Source organism: Bellilinea sp., assembly GCF_034432615.1.
GTDB lineage: Bacteria > Chloroflexota > Anaerolineae > Anaerolineales > Anaerolineaceae > Bellilinea.
Genome location: NZ_DAOUBL010000257.1, coordinates 1 through 13,570 on the forward strand (window position 1 = coordinate 1; position 13,570 = coordinate 13,570).

18 protein-coding genes are annotated in these 13,570 nt (G+C 54.1%); 13 read left to right on the top strand and 5 right to left on the bottom strand.

What is annotated here, in order from left to right:
• The 11 genes from VAE48_RS11155 to VAE48_RS11205 form a co-directional block, all read left to right on the top strand.
• Positions 1-1,084, top strand: a 1,084-nt coding sequence (locus tag VAE48_RS11155) for a chemotaxis protein CheA (RefSeq protein ID WP_322793404.1), incomplete at its 5' end; no start/stop codon positions are given.
• Positions 1,085-1,094: 10 nt separating this feature from the next.
• Positions 1,095-1,709, top strand: coding sequence for a chemotaxis protein CheC (locus tag VAE48_RS11160; RefSeq protein ID WP_322793405.1), 615 nt, complete (start codon positions 1,095-1,097; stop codon positions 1,707-1,709).
• Positions 1,706-2,191 (top strand): chemotaxis protein CheD, encoded by a 486-nt coding sequence (locus VAE48_RS11165; protein ID WP_322793406.1) that lies wholly within the window; start codon positions 1,706-1,708, stop codon positions 2,189-2,191. Before VAE48_RS11160 ends, VAE48_RS11165 begins: the two co-directional genes overlap by 4 nt.
• Positions 2,192-2,212: 21 nt before the next feature.
• Positions 2,213-2,569 (top strand): response regulator, encoded by a 357-nt coding sequence (locus VAE48_RS11170; protein WP_061913808.1) that lies wholly within the window; start codon positions 2,213-2,215, stop codon positions 2,567-2,569.
• Positions 2,570-2,577: 8 nt separating this feature from the next.
• A complete protein-coding gene (locus VAE48_RS11175; RefSeq protein WP_322793407.1) occupies positions 2,578-3,681 on the top strand; it encodes a chemotaxis response regulator protein-glutamate methylesterase in 1,104 nt (367 codons plus the stop codon).
• A 5-nt stretch (positions 3,682-3,686) separates the two neighbouring features.
• On the top strand, positions 3,687-4,484 hold the full coding sequence (locus VAE48_RS11180) for a protein-glutamate O-methyltransferase CheR (RefSeq protein WP_322793408.1): 798 nt from the start codon (positions 3,687-3,689) through the stop codon (positions 4,482-4,484).
• A 9-nt stretch (positions 4,485-4,493) separates the two neighbouring features.
• Positions 4,494-5,348: an HDOD domain-containing protein gene (locus VAE48_RS11185; protein ID WP_322793409.1), complete on the top strand. Its 855-nt coding sequence runs from the start codon at positions 4,494-4,496 to the stop codon at positions 5,346-5,348.
• A 34-nt stretch (positions 5,349-5,382) separates the two neighbouring features.
• Positions 5,383-5,898, top strand: coding sequence for a chemotaxis protein CheX (locus tag VAE48_RS11190; protein ID WP_322793410.1), 516 nt, complete (start codon positions 5,383-5,385; stop codon positions 5,896-5,898).
• A 16-nt stretch (positions 5,899-5,914) separates the two neighbouring features.
• Positions 5,915-6,433, top strand: a complete 519-nt coding sequence (locus VAE48_RS11195; RefSeq protein WP_322793411.1) for a chemotaxis protein CheX — start codon at positions 5,915-5,917, stop codon at positions 6,431-6,433.
• A 35-nt stretch (positions 6,434-6,468) separates the two neighbouring features.
• Entirely contained in the window at positions 6,469-6,918 is a 450-nt protein-coding gene (locus VAE48_RS11200; protein ID WP_322793412.1) for a chemotaxis protein CheW, read from the top strand.
• Positions 6,915-7,949 (top strand): HD domain-containing phosphohydrolase, encoded by a 1,035-nt coding sequence (locus VAE48_RS11205; RefSeq protein WP_322793413.1) that lies wholly within the window; start codon positions 6,915-6,917, stop codon positions 7,947-7,949. Before VAE48_RS11200 ends, VAE48_RS11205 begins: the two co-directional genes overlap by 4 nt.
• A gap of 151 nt (positions 7,950-8,100) precedes the next feature.
• Here the strand turns inward: VAE48_RS11205 and VAE48_RS11210 are convergent, their stop codons facing one another.
• Positions 8,101-8,535, bottom strand: coding sequence for a hypothetical protein (locus VAE48_RS11210; RefSeq protein WP_322793414.1), 435 nt, complete (start codon positions 8,533-8,535; stop codon positions 8,101-8,103).
• Positions 8,536-8,645: 110 nt separating this feature from the next.
• Here VAE48_RS11210 and VAE48_RS11215 point away from each other — a divergent pair, with 110 nt between their 5' ends.
• Together VAE48_RS11215 and VAE48_RS11220 are read left to right on the top strand one after the other, a co-directional pair.
• Positions 8,646-9,305 carry a sigma-70 family RNA polymerase sigma factor gene (locus VAE48_RS11215; protein ID WP_322793415.1) on the top strand — a complete coding sequence of 220 codons (660 nt, stop codon included), beginning with the start codon at positions 8,646-8,648 and terminating at the stop codon, positions 9,303-9,305.
• A gap of 36 nt (positions 9,306-9,341) precedes the next feature.
• The gene (locus VAE48_RS11220; RefSeq protein ID WP_322793416.1) at positions 9,342-9,647 is read left to right on the top strand and encodes a hypothetical protein; all 306 of its coding nucleotides are present in this window, start codon (positions 9,342-9,344) and stop codon (positions 9,645-9,647) included.
• On the opposite strand, the gene VAE48_RS11225 is transcribed toward VAE48_RS11220, so the two are convergent.
• From VAE48_RS11225 to VAE48_RS11240, 4 genes are all read right to left on the bottom strand, one after another.
• The gene (locus VAE48_RS11225; RefSeq protein ID WP_322793417.1) at positions 9,644-10,870 is read right to left on the bottom strand and encodes a DUF3179 domain-containing protein; all 1,227 of its coding nucleotides are present in this window, start codon (positions 10,868-10,870) and stop codon (positions 9,644-9,646) included. The genes VAE48_RS11220 and VAE48_RS11225 overlap by 4 nt on opposite strands.
• 110 nt (positions 10,871-10,980) lie before the next feature.
• Positions 10,981-12,459: a glycerol-3-phosphate acyltransferase gene (locus tag VAE48_RS11230; protein WP_322793418.1), complete on the bottom strand. Its 1,479-nt coding sequence runs from the start codon at positions 12,457-12,459 to the stop codon at positions 10,981-10,983.
• A 125-nt stretch (positions 12,460-12,584) separates the two neighbouring features.
• Complete coding sequence (locus VAE48_RS11235) at positions 12,585-12,818, bottom strand: hypothetical protein (RefSeq protein WP_322793419.1); 234 nt, start codon at positions 12,816-12,818, stop codon at positions 12,585-12,587.
• A 10-nt stretch (positions 12,819-12,828) separates the two neighbouring features.
• A partial coding sequence (locus tag VAE48_RS11240) for an adenylate/guanylate cyclase domain-containing protein (RefSeq protein ID WP_322793420.1) occupies positions 12,829-13,570 on the bottom strand: 742 nt, incomplete at its 5' end.

Sequence of the window (13,570 nt, forward strand, 5' to 3'; positions counted from 1 at the left end):
ACTGGAAGCGCAAGCCCACAACGATCCGCTGGTTGAAAACCTGGCCGAAACGGTAGCCCACATCAGCCGCATCACCGATCAGCTGCAGGAAGAGGTGATGCGCATCCGCATGCTGCCGATTGGCAACCTGTTGCATAAGTTCCCGCGCATGGTGCGCGATATGTCCCAAAAGGCGGGCAAACTGGTGGATGTGGTCATTCATGGTGAGGATACCGAACTGGACCGCTCGATGATCGAAGAAATCAACGACCCGTTGATTCACCTGGTGCGGAATGCGATTGACCATGGCATCGAACCGCCGGATGAACGGCGGGCAGCGGGTAAACCGGAGCGCGGCACGGTTACGCTGAATGCCTGGCATGAGCAGGGGCGTATCATTCTGACCGTTTCGGATGACGGACGCGGTATTGACCCGGCGGTACTTCGCAAAAAAGTGGTGCAGAAAGGATTGATGACGGCTGAAGAAGCCGCAGCCCTCACCGATGAGCAGGCGGTTGACCTGATCTTCCTGCCGGGATTTTCCACCGCTGAAAAGGTGACCGATATTTCCGGGCGCGGGGTGGGGATGGACATCGTCCAGACCAACATCCAGCGCGTCAATGGCACCATTCACATCGAAACGGCGGTTGGACGCGGCACCACTTTTCAGATCGTGCTGCCGCTTACACTGGCGATTGTGCCGACCCTGCTCGTCAAGGTTGGTTCGGCTACCTTTGCCATCCCGCTGGTCATGGTGCTGGAAACTTTGCGGCTTTCCCCGGCGGATATTAAAACCATCCGCCAGAAGCCGGTTACCCTGCTGCGCGGCAGCGTGCTGCCCCTGGTTTACCTGCGCGAGTTATATCACATCCCTGAAAACGGTCAGCAGCGCAAACGTCTGTTTGCGGTGGTCATTCAATCCGGCAAGCACCGCGTCGGCCTGGTGGTGGACGGGTTTATGGGGGAAGAAGAAGTGGTGGTCAAATCGCTGGGCAAACTGGTCGGGGAAATTCCGGGTATTTCCAGTGCCGCCATTTTGGGGGATGGCAGCATTACCCTGATTGTGGATGTGCCTGCCCTGCTCCGGCTGGCCGGTATTCATTAGGGAGGAGGTTATGAGCAGCGCTGTGGAATTTGACGAACGTTTGATTGAAACTTTACGCTCGCTGACCACGATTGGTATTCACAACGCCGTGCGTGGTTTTTCCGGCTTACTGGGGCACAAACTGGACTTTGGCGAGCCGAATGTTAAGTTGGTGCCGCTGACCGAGATACCGATGATTGTCGGCGGGCCGGAAAATGAGGCGGTGGGAATTTACCTGCGGGCCGAAGGCGATTTTCACGCTCAAATCATGATGATTTTGCCGCTGGAAAAAGCCTTCCAGCTGGTGGATTTGTTAATGGAACAGCCGGAAGGCAGCACCACCTTTCTCGGCTCGCTGGAGCGTTCCGCGCTGGGCGAAGTGGGTAACATGACCGGCACCTTTTTTATGAATGCGGTTGCCAATGCACTTGGGCGGGAAATCCGCCCAACCCCCCCGGCGGTGATGGTGGATATGGTGGGTGCCATTCTGGATATTATTGTCGCTACCACCGGGGGAGTCAGTGATCATGTGCTGCTCATTCAGACCTGTTTCAAGGACGGCAGCCGTTCGGTGCTGACCGATTTCTGGGTCATCCCGGATGCCCAATCCCTGCAAGCCTTACAGCAGGCCGAGAAGAGAGAATGAAAGAACCGATCAGTGTCAATCTGGGTGAGGTAGTCGTTTCCAGCGATCCGGCCGATGTGCTGGTGGCTTACGGCCTGGGGTCATGTCTGGGAATTACCATGGTGGACAGGCAGCGCCATATCTGTGGCTTGCTGCATGCCGTGCTGCCTCACCGCTTGAACGGCGCTGATCCGTATTGTGCCAAATATGTGGATAGCGGCATTGAGGGTTTACTGAACGCCATGCTCAAAGCCGGTGCAGAGCGCCGCAACCTGATTGTGCGTATGGCGGGCGGCGCAAACATGCTGACGGCTGCCGGGCTTTCTCAGACCTTTGATGTTGGCACGCGCAACATTGAAAGTGCGCTTGAAACGCTGCAACGCCTGAACCTGCCGCTGCATGCGCAGGAAACCGGTGGTCACAGCGGCCGAACTGTGCGGGTTTACGTCGCCAGCGGACGGGTAACCGTTCGGGTGGTCGGCGGTGTAGAAAAGGATTTGTAATTCTTTCAGGAGGAAGGACGAATGACCAAGATACTCATTGTGGATGACGCTGAATTTCTCCGCGTTCGGATCATCAAAATGCTCACCGGTCAGGGTTTTGAGGTCTATGAAGCGGAAAACGGCGCCAAAGCGGTTGAAAAATACAAAGAGGTGCGTCCGGATGTGGTGTTGATGGACATCACCATGCCGGAAATGGACGGCCTGGCAGCGCTCAAGGAAATCCGCGCCTTTGATTCGCAAGCCAAAGTGGTCATGCTAACCGCGCTGGGTCAGGAATCGGTGGTGCTGGAAGCGGTTAAGTCCGGCGCGCGTGATTTCATCGTCAAGCCGTTCGAGCATGACCGCGTGATGAGTGCGATTCACAAACTGGCGGGCTAGGTTATCGCATGGTGTCCCTGCCTCAGTCCTCGAGTGTTTCGCCTTCGCCTGCCCAACCGGTGCGGGTACTGGTGGTGGATGATTCGGCGTTCATGCGCTTTTCGATCACCCAACACTTGAACGGCCGCGCCGGGATTCAGGTGATTGGCAGCGCGCGGGACGGGCAGGAAGCCCTCGAACTCATCCCCACCCTTCAGCCGGATGTGGTGACTCTGGATGTGGAAATGCCGCGTTTGGATGGTATTTCCACCCTGCGCGAAATTATGGTGCGTTTCCCCCGTCCGGTGGTGATGTTGAGCAGCCTGACCCGCGAAGGTGCGGTGACCACCATTCAGGCGTTGACACTTGGGGCAGTGGATTTCATCACCAAGCCCGAACGCCAGCTGGATATCCAGACGGTCATGGATGAGGCTGCTGCAAAAATTGTGCGGGCTGCCAATGCGCGGGTCAAGCCGTTTGCCCTGATTCGCCCGGCTGCCCAACCCAAACCGGCGGTGGAGAAGACGGTGCGCCCGCTCAAAACCGGTGAGCCGATTGTGCTGATTGGCAGCTCGACCGGCGGGCCGCGCGCACTCAACGAGGTGGTGCCGGCGCTGCCTGCCAGTTTACCGGCTGCAGTCGTCATTGTTCAACACATGCCGGCCGGCTTTACCCATTCTCTGGCGGAGCGTTTGAATGCTCAGTCCAAACTGCTGGTACGCGAAGCTCAGCCGGGTGACCGCCTGATGGTCGGGCAGGCGCTGCTGGCGCCGGGCGGCTTTCACATGGTGTTGGATGAAAACGAACAAATCGCGCTCAATCAGAATATGCCGGTGCACGGTGTACGTCCGGCGATTGATGTCACCCTGACCTCGCTGGTGCAACGCTACGGTAAACGGGTGATTTCCGTCATCCTTACCGGCATGGGCAGTGACGGCACCAACGGAAGTGTTTTGCTGCACAGTCTCGGCGGTACGGTGATTGCTGAGCACGAATCAACCTGTGTGGTATGGGGTATGCCGCGCAGCGTGTTGGAAAAGCAGGCCGTGGATGTGGTTGTGCCGCTGCCGGATGTGGCTGACGCCATTCAAAAAGCCGTGCAGGAAAAACTTGCCATGTCACCGGGGAGATGAGCAAAGTGGAAACCGAAACTTATACCCAAATCAAAACTTCGGTCAAGCATCTGCTCAATATTGACCTGAATCATTACAAAGAAGAGCAGATGAAGCGCAGACTGGATTCGTGGCTGGCTCGTTCGCGCGCTTCCTCCTGGAATGATTACTTTGCTCTGCTGCGAGAAAACAAGGATGAATTAGAAAAATTCCGCAACTACCTGACCATTAATGTAACCGAGTTTTTCCGCGACCCCGAACGCTGGGCTGCCCTGCGGCGGGATATTCTGCCGCGTCTGCTGGCGGAGACCGAGCGTGACCCGCAGCGGCGCGGTGCTTTGCGGGTGTGGAGCGCCGGCTGTTCGGTGGGTGTGGAAGCCTACACGCTGGCCATTTTGCTGGAAGAGGTTGCACCGGGCAAACCCCATTTTCTTTTGGCGAGCGACCTTGACCGCGGTGCTCTGGCCAAAGCCCGCGCCGGCGGGCCGTATCTGGCTGAAGAAACCCGCAATCTAACCCCGGAGCAGCGCATTCGGTTTCTTTCTCCATCCGCGCCATTTTTCGTCAAACCCGAAGTGGTGCGAAAAGTGACCTTTCGTGAGCAAAATCTACTCAACGATCCCTTTGAAAGTGGTTTTGACCTGATCGTTTGCCGCAATGTGATTATCTACTTTACCAATGAAGCCAAAACACTGCTCTATCGTAAATTTCATCAGGCGTTGCGCCCCGGCGGGGTGTTGTTCCTCGGCGGAACGGAAATCATGCCGCGGCCGGCTGAACTGGGTTTCCGCAATGCCGGTATTTCCTTTTACATGAAGGAATAAGAGGTCAAGATGATGCGTTACACACTGGACGACTTGATCCGTGAAGCGGGCAAACTGCCCCCGCTGCCGCAAGCTTCGCAGCGTGCGCTGGAATTGATGCGCTCGCCGGATTGTAATTTGAGCGCAGTGGCGGATGTGCTGGCAGTGGATCAGGTGCTTTCCGGTGTGGTGCTGCGGGTGGCCAATTCGGCATTTTACGGCATGCCCAACCGGATTGCCACCGTCCATCAAGCCGTGGTGGTCATCGGCTTGCAAGCGCTGTATGAGATCATTCTTGCGGCCAGTTTGGGCAGTTTCCTCAACCGCCCGCTGCCGGGTTACGAATTGCGCAAAGGCGAATTGTGGCGGCACTCGCTGGGCGTGGCGATTTGCGCCAGAACGATTGCCCAGAAACGCAGCTGGAAAAATATCGAGGAGTTTTATTTTGCCGGTCTGCTCAGCGATATTGGCAAACTGGCGCTGGAAAAGCTGTTACGCAGTATGGCGTTCAGTTTGAACGAATGGCAGTCCACTTCATTTCTGGAAATTGAGCGCTCTTACTTTGGAATTGACCATGCCATGCTGGGAGCGGAAATGGCGCGGCGCTGGCGTTTGCCGGAAGGGTTGGTGGCCGTCATCGCGCACCACCATAACCCGGCAGCCGCGGGGCCGTATCAGGCGCAGGCCTATGCGGTGCACATCGGTGACAGCATCATGATGATGATGGGAATCGGGATTGGCCGCGATGGGCTGCAATATGCCCTGGATGAGCGCGCTGTGGCTGCCCTCAACCTGACCGAAACCGAACAGCAGGAACTGATTACTGCTGTAATGGATCAAATTGAAATGGCGGAGATGTTAATTACACTGCCCGGCCCGGCGTGAGGCTGCCGTGCGGTGATTGAGGAGGTATGAATGTATGGATGTTAAGTTCTTAAATCCCTTTGTAGAGGCAGCCGTAGAAGTGTTGAAAGCCGAAATCGGCGTCAATGTTCAGCGCGGCAGCCTTTCCCTGCATCAATCCGCGCTGACCACCGATGATGTTACCGTCCTGATTCATCTGGTCGGGCAGGTGTACGGTGTGGTGATGTACGGGATGAACACCCAAACCGGCATCCGCTTTGTGACCCAAATTTTGGGGCAGGAGTTTACCGAGTTTGATTCGCTGGCGCAAAGCGGCGTGGCAGAACTGGGTAATGTCATCTCCGGGCGGGCAACAATTAAGTTCTCGCAGGCCGGATACGCGTCCAATATTTCACCGCCCACCCTGATCAGCGGCAAGGGAGTGCAAATTTCCACGCTTGATTTTCCGCGTATCGTCGTGCCGCTGCAGACCAATCTGGGTGAATTGACCGTTCATCTCGCCCTGCGGGAGAACCGCAACGGCAAACAGGAAGAATTTGTCGCGCTCACCCCTGCCGCCAAGGGCAGCTGAGCAGAAAGGATTTGCCATGAACGTCAAGTTTCTCAATCCTTTTGTGGAAGCGGCTTACGAGGTGCTGCGCGCCGAAACCGGTATGGACATTCAACGTGGTGAACTTCGTCTGGAACAGGGAATGTATGTCACCGATGATGTGACGGTCATCCTCTCGCTGGTTGGAGCGGTCGAAGGCACCGTTTTTTACAGCATGAACCGTTCGGCTGCGGTACGCTTTGCTTCGATCATGCTGGGTGAAGCGTTACAGGAGTTAGATGGGCTGGCGCAATCGGGCATTGCGGAAATTGGCAATGTCATCACCGGACGGGCGAGCATGAAACTCTCCGAAAACGGCTATGAGTCGAACATTTCGACGCCCTCGCTGATTCTTGGTAAAGGTGCTTCGATTTCGACGCTGGATTATCCGCGGCTGGTCGTTCCGCTGGTAACCGATGCCGGTGCGGTGGAAATTCACCTGGCGTTACGTGAGGGTAAGCGCGGCTTAAAGACCCCTCAAATTGCAGTTCCGAATGCCAAAGCCATCAGTGGCTAACCATCTTAGAAAAAAAGAAAGGAGTGTAATCAACAATGGAACATCAACTGGTCGTTTTTGAGCTGGAAAATGAAAAATACGGTGTGGATATTGCCTCAGTTGAGGGCATTATCAAGATGCAGGAAATCACCCGCCTGCCGCATGCGCCGGAATTCATCGAGGGAATTACCAATCTGCGCGGAACGATTGTGCCGGTGGTGGACCTGCGCACCCGCTTTGGCCTGCCGAGCAAAGAGCCAACTCGCGACACGCGGATTGTGATTGCCAACATGGACTCCAGCAAGGTGGGCATCATTGTAGACGCCGTTACGCAGGTGATTCGGGTTCCGGAGGATAAAATCGAACCCCCACCGCAGATGTCGGTAACAATCAACTCGGCGTTCATTAAAAACATTGCCAAGTTGGAGAGTGAACTGGTCATCCTGCTGGATTTGGGCAAGGTCCTTTCTACTGAGGAACGCGAAGCATTGACGGTAATGGCATGATCCCGCCTTTGCGATCCACACCCAGCCGATCCCTGGCGCTGGCTTACTGGCGGCAGAAAACCGCCCGGCGGGCTGCTGCCCGTCCTTCAGCTTCTAATCTGCTGGATATTTTGCTGGATGGTTATTGTGTGCTGGATGAAGAGGGACGCATCCAGCACACCAACCCGGCGCTGGAAAGTTTGCTGGCTTGTCCGGCTCACCAGTTAGGCGGCAGGCTGCTGCTGGAGTTCATTGAACCATCCTGTCAGACCGATTTTCTTTCTTTGCTGGAATTGATGAAATACAGCCGCAGCCGGATTGGACCGCTGGAAGTCGAGATGAAGACAGCCGCCGGTGAGCCTTTGGCGGTCTTTTTGACCCTGGCGCCTTCCCCCAACGGTGGCCGGGAGCTGGCTCAGGTTCTATTGCGGGATGTTTCTCAATGGCGGCAGGTGCAAAACGAACTGGTCGCTGTCAATTTGATGCTCGAACAATCGTTCACCGATACACTGGAAGGTTGGGCAAAAGCGCTGGAACTGCGCGATTATGAAACGCACGGTCATACCCAGCGAGTAGCCGAAGCCACGGTGCAGTTAGCCCTGGAGATTGGGTATCGGCTGGAGGAGGTGTTGAACCTGCGTCACGGTGCTTTGCTGCATGATATTGGCAAGATGGCAATCAGCGACACCATATTACTCAAACCTGGCCCGCTCAACGAAGCCGAATGGGAGATCATGCGCCGCCATCCGGTTTATGCCGAACAGTTACTGCGTCAGATTGACTACCTGCGCCCGGCAATTCCCATCCCTTACTGTCACCATGAGAAATGGGATGGCAGCGGTTATCCGCAGGGGTTGAAGGGAGAACAAATCCCATTGGAGGCGCGCTTGTTTGCTGTGATTGATGTGTATGATGCGCTCCGTTCCAGCCGCCCCTACCGTCCTGTGCCCTGGAGCGAAGAACGCACCCTGGAACACATCCGCCAGCAAGCCGGTACTCATTTTGATCCGGAGGTGGTGAAAGCGTTTCTGAAAATGAAAAATTTTGATTGAATGAGAAACTGGTTTTCAATGAAAATTTCTTAATGGAAGGGGGGTGAATTCCACTGCCAGTGTTGTTCTGCTTTTGAGCCGAGAACATGAAAAAAAATAAGCCTCTCCCGCCTTGGGAGAATTTAAGCGGGAGAGGAAGTAAATGACAGAATTAGTTTTTGGGGGTAAGAACGTAATATACCAAACCAGCTGTGACACCGTAGATCAGATGGCCCAGCAGGCTCATCCATTGCGGCTGTCCAATGACGAAAACCATCTCATTCATGCCCAACATCAAAGGCATCATGATCAACGCTCCGAGTACCCACCAGACAATGCCGTTCACTGTCCCGCCAATCAATGCAGTAGCGATTTGATTGGGAAACCGTGGAATCACGAATCCATACACAGCTCCAATGAAGGCGCTGATGCCCATGTGAACGATGAACCCGATCACCGCGTTTTCCTGTCGTACAAGCATGCCGACCATGGGCAGCATTCCCATCATTCCCATCATGATGCCGAACACAACTCCGCCCGCCAAACCGCCGATGATGCCGTTGACAATGGACTTTGTAGAACTTTTACTGACTGCTAAGGTTGCCATTTTTACCTCCATAAGAACGAATATCATTAAGATTTTGGTTGTTTCTATTTCTTTGAACTCGTGAAGGTTGTTATTCTTACTTTCCTCAACAAAATCGGTATAATTCGCTTATGGGTAATTCGCGACGAACCAATGAGGAATGGCTGGCGCAGCTGCGTGCCACCGGCGAAATTCAAACGCGAGCCATTGAGGATTTAAGCGAGATCATCCGTAAGGGGCTGTTGAGTGGTTTGAACAGTTATCTGGCAAATGATGCGGGGCGAATTGAAAATCTCATTGAAGAAATTACCCAGGAAACCATCTTGCGGGTTTTACAACACCTGGATACTTTTGAGGGACGCAGTCAATTTACCACCTGGGTTTACAAAATTGCCATCCGCCTTGCCTTTTCAGAACTGAGAAAAAGGAGGTGGAAAGATGTTTCGATTGAAGCGAACCTTGAATCGGTTGATGAAGAACCCCACGCGTTCTCTGCGGGCGAGTTATCCGAATCGTCTTTCCAGCCGGAGGGAGTAACCGAACAACGCGAATTCATCCGCTTATTATGGCGCATCATTCAACAAGACCTGACCAAACATCAGCGGCAAGCATTAATAGCCGTTATCATGAAGGGAGTCCCCATGGAAGTGGTTGCTGAGAAAATGGGAATGCGGCGCAATGCATTATATAAATTGTTACACGATGCGAGGAAACATCTGAAGCGGGAACTTATCAGTGCTGGATATGCTGTTGAAGAAATATTTTCGTTATTTCAATTGCCGGAAAAGTAAGAATTGGGATTAAAATCTTTCCAATGAGAAATGACTATGTTTCAATCGTTTCGTGAATTTTTGAACAAACTCTTCAAACCATTTACTGGCAAGCCAGAAAAAATGCCTCCCGTTTCCCTTGCAGAAGCCAGAATGATGGCGGAGATGATCGCCGGGACGGAAGAAGTTGAATTAACCTGCGATGAAGTCTTTGAATTATTGGATCAATTCACCGAGATGGCCGTGCGGGGCGAAGACGTGGCTCATTTGATGCCGCTGGTGCACCGCCATTTGGAAATGTGTCCGGAGTGCCGTGAGGAATACGAAACCTTGCGGCGAATATTGGAAGCCAAATTAATTTAGGGGGTGTACACTCTGGTATCCGGACGAAAGGCTGCCCACGAAAACCAGAGATGATTAATGGCAATGGCGGGAGTTAACTTTCTGCCAACCAGCGGTCCACTCACCGCATTGCCAAAAATATCCCATATTGTGCCGGTTTCCACATCCCGAACCTGTTCATTTGACCACTCAAAGGTCAGCATCCGATTGTCCAGCAATCTCGAATAAGCCGCTGCGCTGCCTACATCGTTGCCTTCGCTGATGATGCTGGTATCCAAAGCTGAGGCAACCCCTTTCTGCCAGAGAATGAGGATTGGCTGCCCATCAACCTGATCGTTGATCACCCTGACCTGTGAGAGCACCTCGTAGGGGTAGGCCACTGCTTCATTAGGGGTTGCAATAGCCAGAACCCGTGCTTTGGGTGGAAGGGTTTGCGGGGTTGGTGGGCCGTCATAAAGAAAAGGCGGGTTATTGATGTCATCGTATCCAATATATGGGTTACGTCCGTAAGGGCGATTGTATCCGGTTTCTCTGGAGAGAACTTTACCATCAGGGAAACGTTCACGAAAATCCTGCCAGGCGACAATTGTAGCCGGGTAATAGATGAGATATTGACCGGCATAATGGCCGGCAATGCCTTCGCCGGATGCCTGCTGCCACCAGCTTTCAGTCTGACGGTCATACATGATGAGGTTGCTGAAACGAAGTCGCCCGGTAGTGCCAAAGTCCAGAATGCGATGATCAAGCGTGCGTTCAAAGGCGATTGCTGTGTTGCAAAGCGGGCAGAAAGTGACCGCCAGCGGCAGTCCACCGATGGTATCATTGACAATTTCATGCCAGGTCAGTATCTGCAGAGGGTAAGCACGGTTTTCGTCGTTGGCAGAAACCCAAACAACCGGTTCATTGGGCTTCAACCACTGGTCCGCCTGAGCGATTGTGAGGAATTTTGGTTCATTGATTGCCGGAATACCATCTTTGGGTACACCACCGGAGAGAATTTCAGAGTAATGGACGGTATGACGCGTAAAATCCGTCCGAAATTCTTGCACGGCAAAAGCAGGTGGCTCTTCGGGGGGCAATAATTTTGTACCAAATAAATCAACGGGGGCAGTCGGAGAAGCGGTATTCTCAGCAGGCGATAATACTGGTGTGGTTTCGGCTTTCACTGTTGGGGGAGGGGTGGTTCGTGAAACTGTACACGCGCTTAAAGGTATAAAAACCAGTAACCAGAGGAGTTTGTTCATCTTCTTCGCTCCGTTTTTAAGAAAAACGACCACCTTCCCCGCATCCAGGTGGGCAATTGCCAGAGGGATACCCGCTGAAAATTAGATGGTTTGGCGGAGTGAAATCTTACTCAGCTGGCCGCCTGCCACCACGCCACACCCACCAGCCCCGGCCCGGCATGAGCGCCGATCACGGGTGTCATTTCGGTGATGTACAATTCGGTTGGGCGTAGTTTTTCCCGCAGGGTTTGTGCTATCTGCCCGGCACAACCGCTGTCATCGGCGTGGAAGCAGATCAGCACGCTGCCTCCGGATTGGAGATTTTTCTCCAACCAGTTGAGCATTCGTTCAATGGCTTTGCGGCGGGTGCGTTCCATCCCTTCCAGATGAATCTGTCCCTCTCGCAATTTGAGAACCGGATAGACCCGCAGAGCAGCATTTACCAGTGGGCGGATTGCGCTGACTCGCCCGCTGTGTTCGATGAAAGAGAGCGTATCCAGCACGCCAATCATCCCAATTTGCTGACGGGCTTCTGCTACCGCATTTTTGATTTTATCCAGTGAAGCACCCTGGCGGGCAAGGCGGGCAGCCAGGATTGCCATTAATCCCTGAGCCGGACCGGCAACGCCGCAGTCAATTACCTCCACCTTCAAGCGGTCTGCCAGTTGCTCGGCAGCCAAACGGGCTGAGTTATAACATTGGGTGAGATCAGCCGGTGGGGTTAATATCAATGCAGCAGAAGCCTTGCCATCCATTGCCTGAATGCGGTTGAGAAACTCTCCCGGCGCGGGCGCCGCCGTGGTGGGGTGGGTGTTGGTCGTTCGCAAAGCCTGATAATAGGCGCGGCGGTCAATGCTTCCATCGTCCGGCAGAGCCTGGCCGTCCAGAATGAGGCTCATTGGCACGATGTGAATGCCTTCCCGCTTCGCAAGTTCGTCCGGAAGGGAGGCAATGCTGTCGGTGAAAATAGCCGGTGCAGTGGAGCGTAGCGGGCGGGGGGAATATGCGGGGAATAATTCCACCAGTATTTCACGCTTGTCCCTCAGTTTCAGCCAGCGGGGCAGCAAGCGCGGCATTGCACACACCGCGGTGGTAAATGCCAGAATTACCGGTGACCAGATCACCAATGGGTGTAATTCGCGCAGGTAGTTCAAGTAGATAAGCAAAGGAAAGGCAACCAGTGTTGCCAGAATACCGCTGCCGAGCGTGGCAAAGTACACCAATCCGTACACCGGCAGGGTGATGAGCGTTGAAGCGGGGGTGAGCGCCACCAGGCCGCCCAGTGAGGTGGCCAATCCGCGCCCGCCTTTGAAGCGGAAGTAGATCGGGTAGTTGTGTCCAACCACTGCAGCTACCACACAAAAGACAGCGCAGCCCTCATTCAGAAAAAGGGCTCGGGCAATCATGACGGGGATACCCCCTTTGGCGATATCCAGCAGGGCAACAAAAGCAGCCGGTACAATCCCCACTGAGCGGGCTACATTGGCGGTTCCAGCATTACCATCCCCCAGAGAGCGGATGTCGGTTTTCTTCCACAAGCGGGTAATCAACACCGCCGAAGATAGTGAGCCCAGCAAATAACTGAAGATCAAGATGAGCACGCACTGCATCAATGTTCCACCTCCTTCCTGTGATCTACCTGAGAAGAAGCGGGGGTCAATGCGGTTGCTCAGAATCCTTTATTTGATTGTAACAAGTATTTATTGGAGGGAGATTAACAGCAAATAAAAATGCTTCACGGCAGAGTGGAATTAATGTCCGGTAGACGAAGGGGGGCAAAAACCGGAGGAACACTTTCGGCGCGGTAGTCAGCCTGCCATGAAGATTGGATAGCAGGCAGGTTGGAAGATGAAACTGGCTGAGATGGGGCAAACAGCAGCACGAGAGGAGTGGTCGTGAAAATGGCCGCTATAATCAGCGTAAGAATCAAGCGCAGGGTCAGGCGGGAGAAAGACGTCTGGTCGGACATGGTTCATCCCCTACAGGGTTACTTCCACTTGAGGAATTTCGGTTGGGGCGGATAAGCGATAGACCATCACCCGTTCCAGTTTTCCCTTGACGGAATGCAGACCGAGAGGTTCCAAAGTGAACTGCTGCTGATTTTCTTCCAGGGCGGTAAAGGTGGCATGACCCATGAGTGCGCCTGTGCCCTTGATCAGCTGGCGGGTGAGGGCTTCCAGCCTTTGGGCAGTATTGACCGTATCGCCGATGATGGTGTAGTGCAGCCGGTCTTTAGCCCCCAAACCACCGGCGATCACCACGCCGGTATTGATGCCGATGCCGGTAATCAGCGGCGGATCGCCGCGCTGCTCGCGGATGCGGTTGAGTTCGTCAATGGCGGCAATCATTTCTACAGCCGCCTGACAGGCAGCCAGTGCGCTCTTTTTGGGGCTGAGCATACGCGGTAGAATGCCAAAAAATGCCAGCATGGCATCTCCATCAAATTTGTTGACCACCCCGCCGTGTTTGACAACAATTGGCACAAGCCGGTCAAAATATTCATTCAGCCAGTTCATCACGCGCGCCGGGTCGGCCTGTTCCGTGAGTGTGGTAAAGCCGCGAATGTCGCTCATCAGTACCGTGGCAACTGCTTGTTGCCCTTCCAAACGCAGGTTGCCGGATCCGAAGGTCTGGCGCAATTGCTCACGAACTTCCGGCGAGACCGTGCGCCCTAGCAGATCGCGGTAAATAAAACCTTCTTGCAGCCCGGCAATCATAGCA

Bases quoted from the DNA above. Each gene is read 5' to 3' on its own strand.
- VAE48_RS11215 (WP_322793415.1), top strand. From the start codon at position 8,646: ATGGGTAATTCGCGACGAACCAATGAGGAATGGCTGGCGCAGCTGCGT.
- VAE48_RS11230 (WP_322793418.1), bottom strand. From the start codon at position 12,459: ATGCAGTGCGTGCTCATCTTGATCTTCAGTTATTTGCTGGGCTCACTA.
- VAE48_RS11235 (WP_322793419.1), bottom strand. From the start codon at position 12,818: ATGTCCGACCAGACGTCTTTCTCCCGCCTGACCCTGCGCTTGATTCTT.
- VAE48_RS11205 (WP_322793413.1), top strand. From the start codon at position 6,915: ATGATCCCGCCTTTGCGATCCACACCCAGCCGATCCCTGGCGCTGGCT.
- VAE48_RS11165 (WP_322793406.1), top strand. From the start codon at position 1,706: ATGAAAGAACCGATCAGTGTCAATCTGGGTGAGGTAGTCGTTTCCAGC.
- VAE48_RS11210 (WP_322793414.1), bottom strand. From the start codon at position 8,535: ATGGCAACCTTAGCAGTCAGTAAAAGTTCTACAAAGTCCATTGTCAAC.
- VAE48_RS11225 (WP_322793417.1), bottom strand. From the start codon at position 10,870: ATGAACAAACTCCTCTGGTTACTGGTTTTTATACCTTTAAGCGCGTGT.
- VAE48_RS11160 (WP_322793405.1), top strand. From the start codon at position 1,095: ATGAGCAGCGCTGTGGAATTTGACGAACGTTTGATTGAAACTTTACGC.
- VAE48_RS11195 (WP_322793411.1), top strand. From the start codon at position 5,915: ATGAACGTCAAGTTTCTCAATCCTTTTGTGGAAGCGGCTTACGAGGTG.
- VAE48_RS11170 (WP_061913808.1), top strand. From the start codon at position 2,213: ATGACCAAGATACTCATTGTGGATGACGCTGAATTTCTCCGCGTTCGG.
- VAE48_RS11175 (WP_322793407.1), top strand. From the start codon at position 2,578: ATGGTGTCCCTGCCTCAGTCCTCGAGTGTTTCGCCTTCGCCTGCCCAA.
- VAE48_RS11200 (WP_322793412.1), top strand. From the start codon at position 6,469: ATGGAACATCAACTGGTCGTTTTTGAGCTGGAAAATGAAAAATACGGT.
- VAE48_RS11185 (WP_322793409.1), top strand. From the start codon at position 4,494: ATGATGCGTTACACACTGGACGACTTGATCCGTGAAGCGGGCAAACTG.
- VAE48_RS11220 (WP_322793416.1), top strand. From the start codon at position 9,342: ATGTTTCAATCGTTTCGTGAATTTTTGAACAAACTCTTCAAACCATTT.
- VAE48_RS11190 (WP_322793410.1), top strand. From the start codon at position 5,383: ATGGATGTTAAGTTCTTAAATCCCTTTGTAGAGGCAGCCGTAGAAGTG.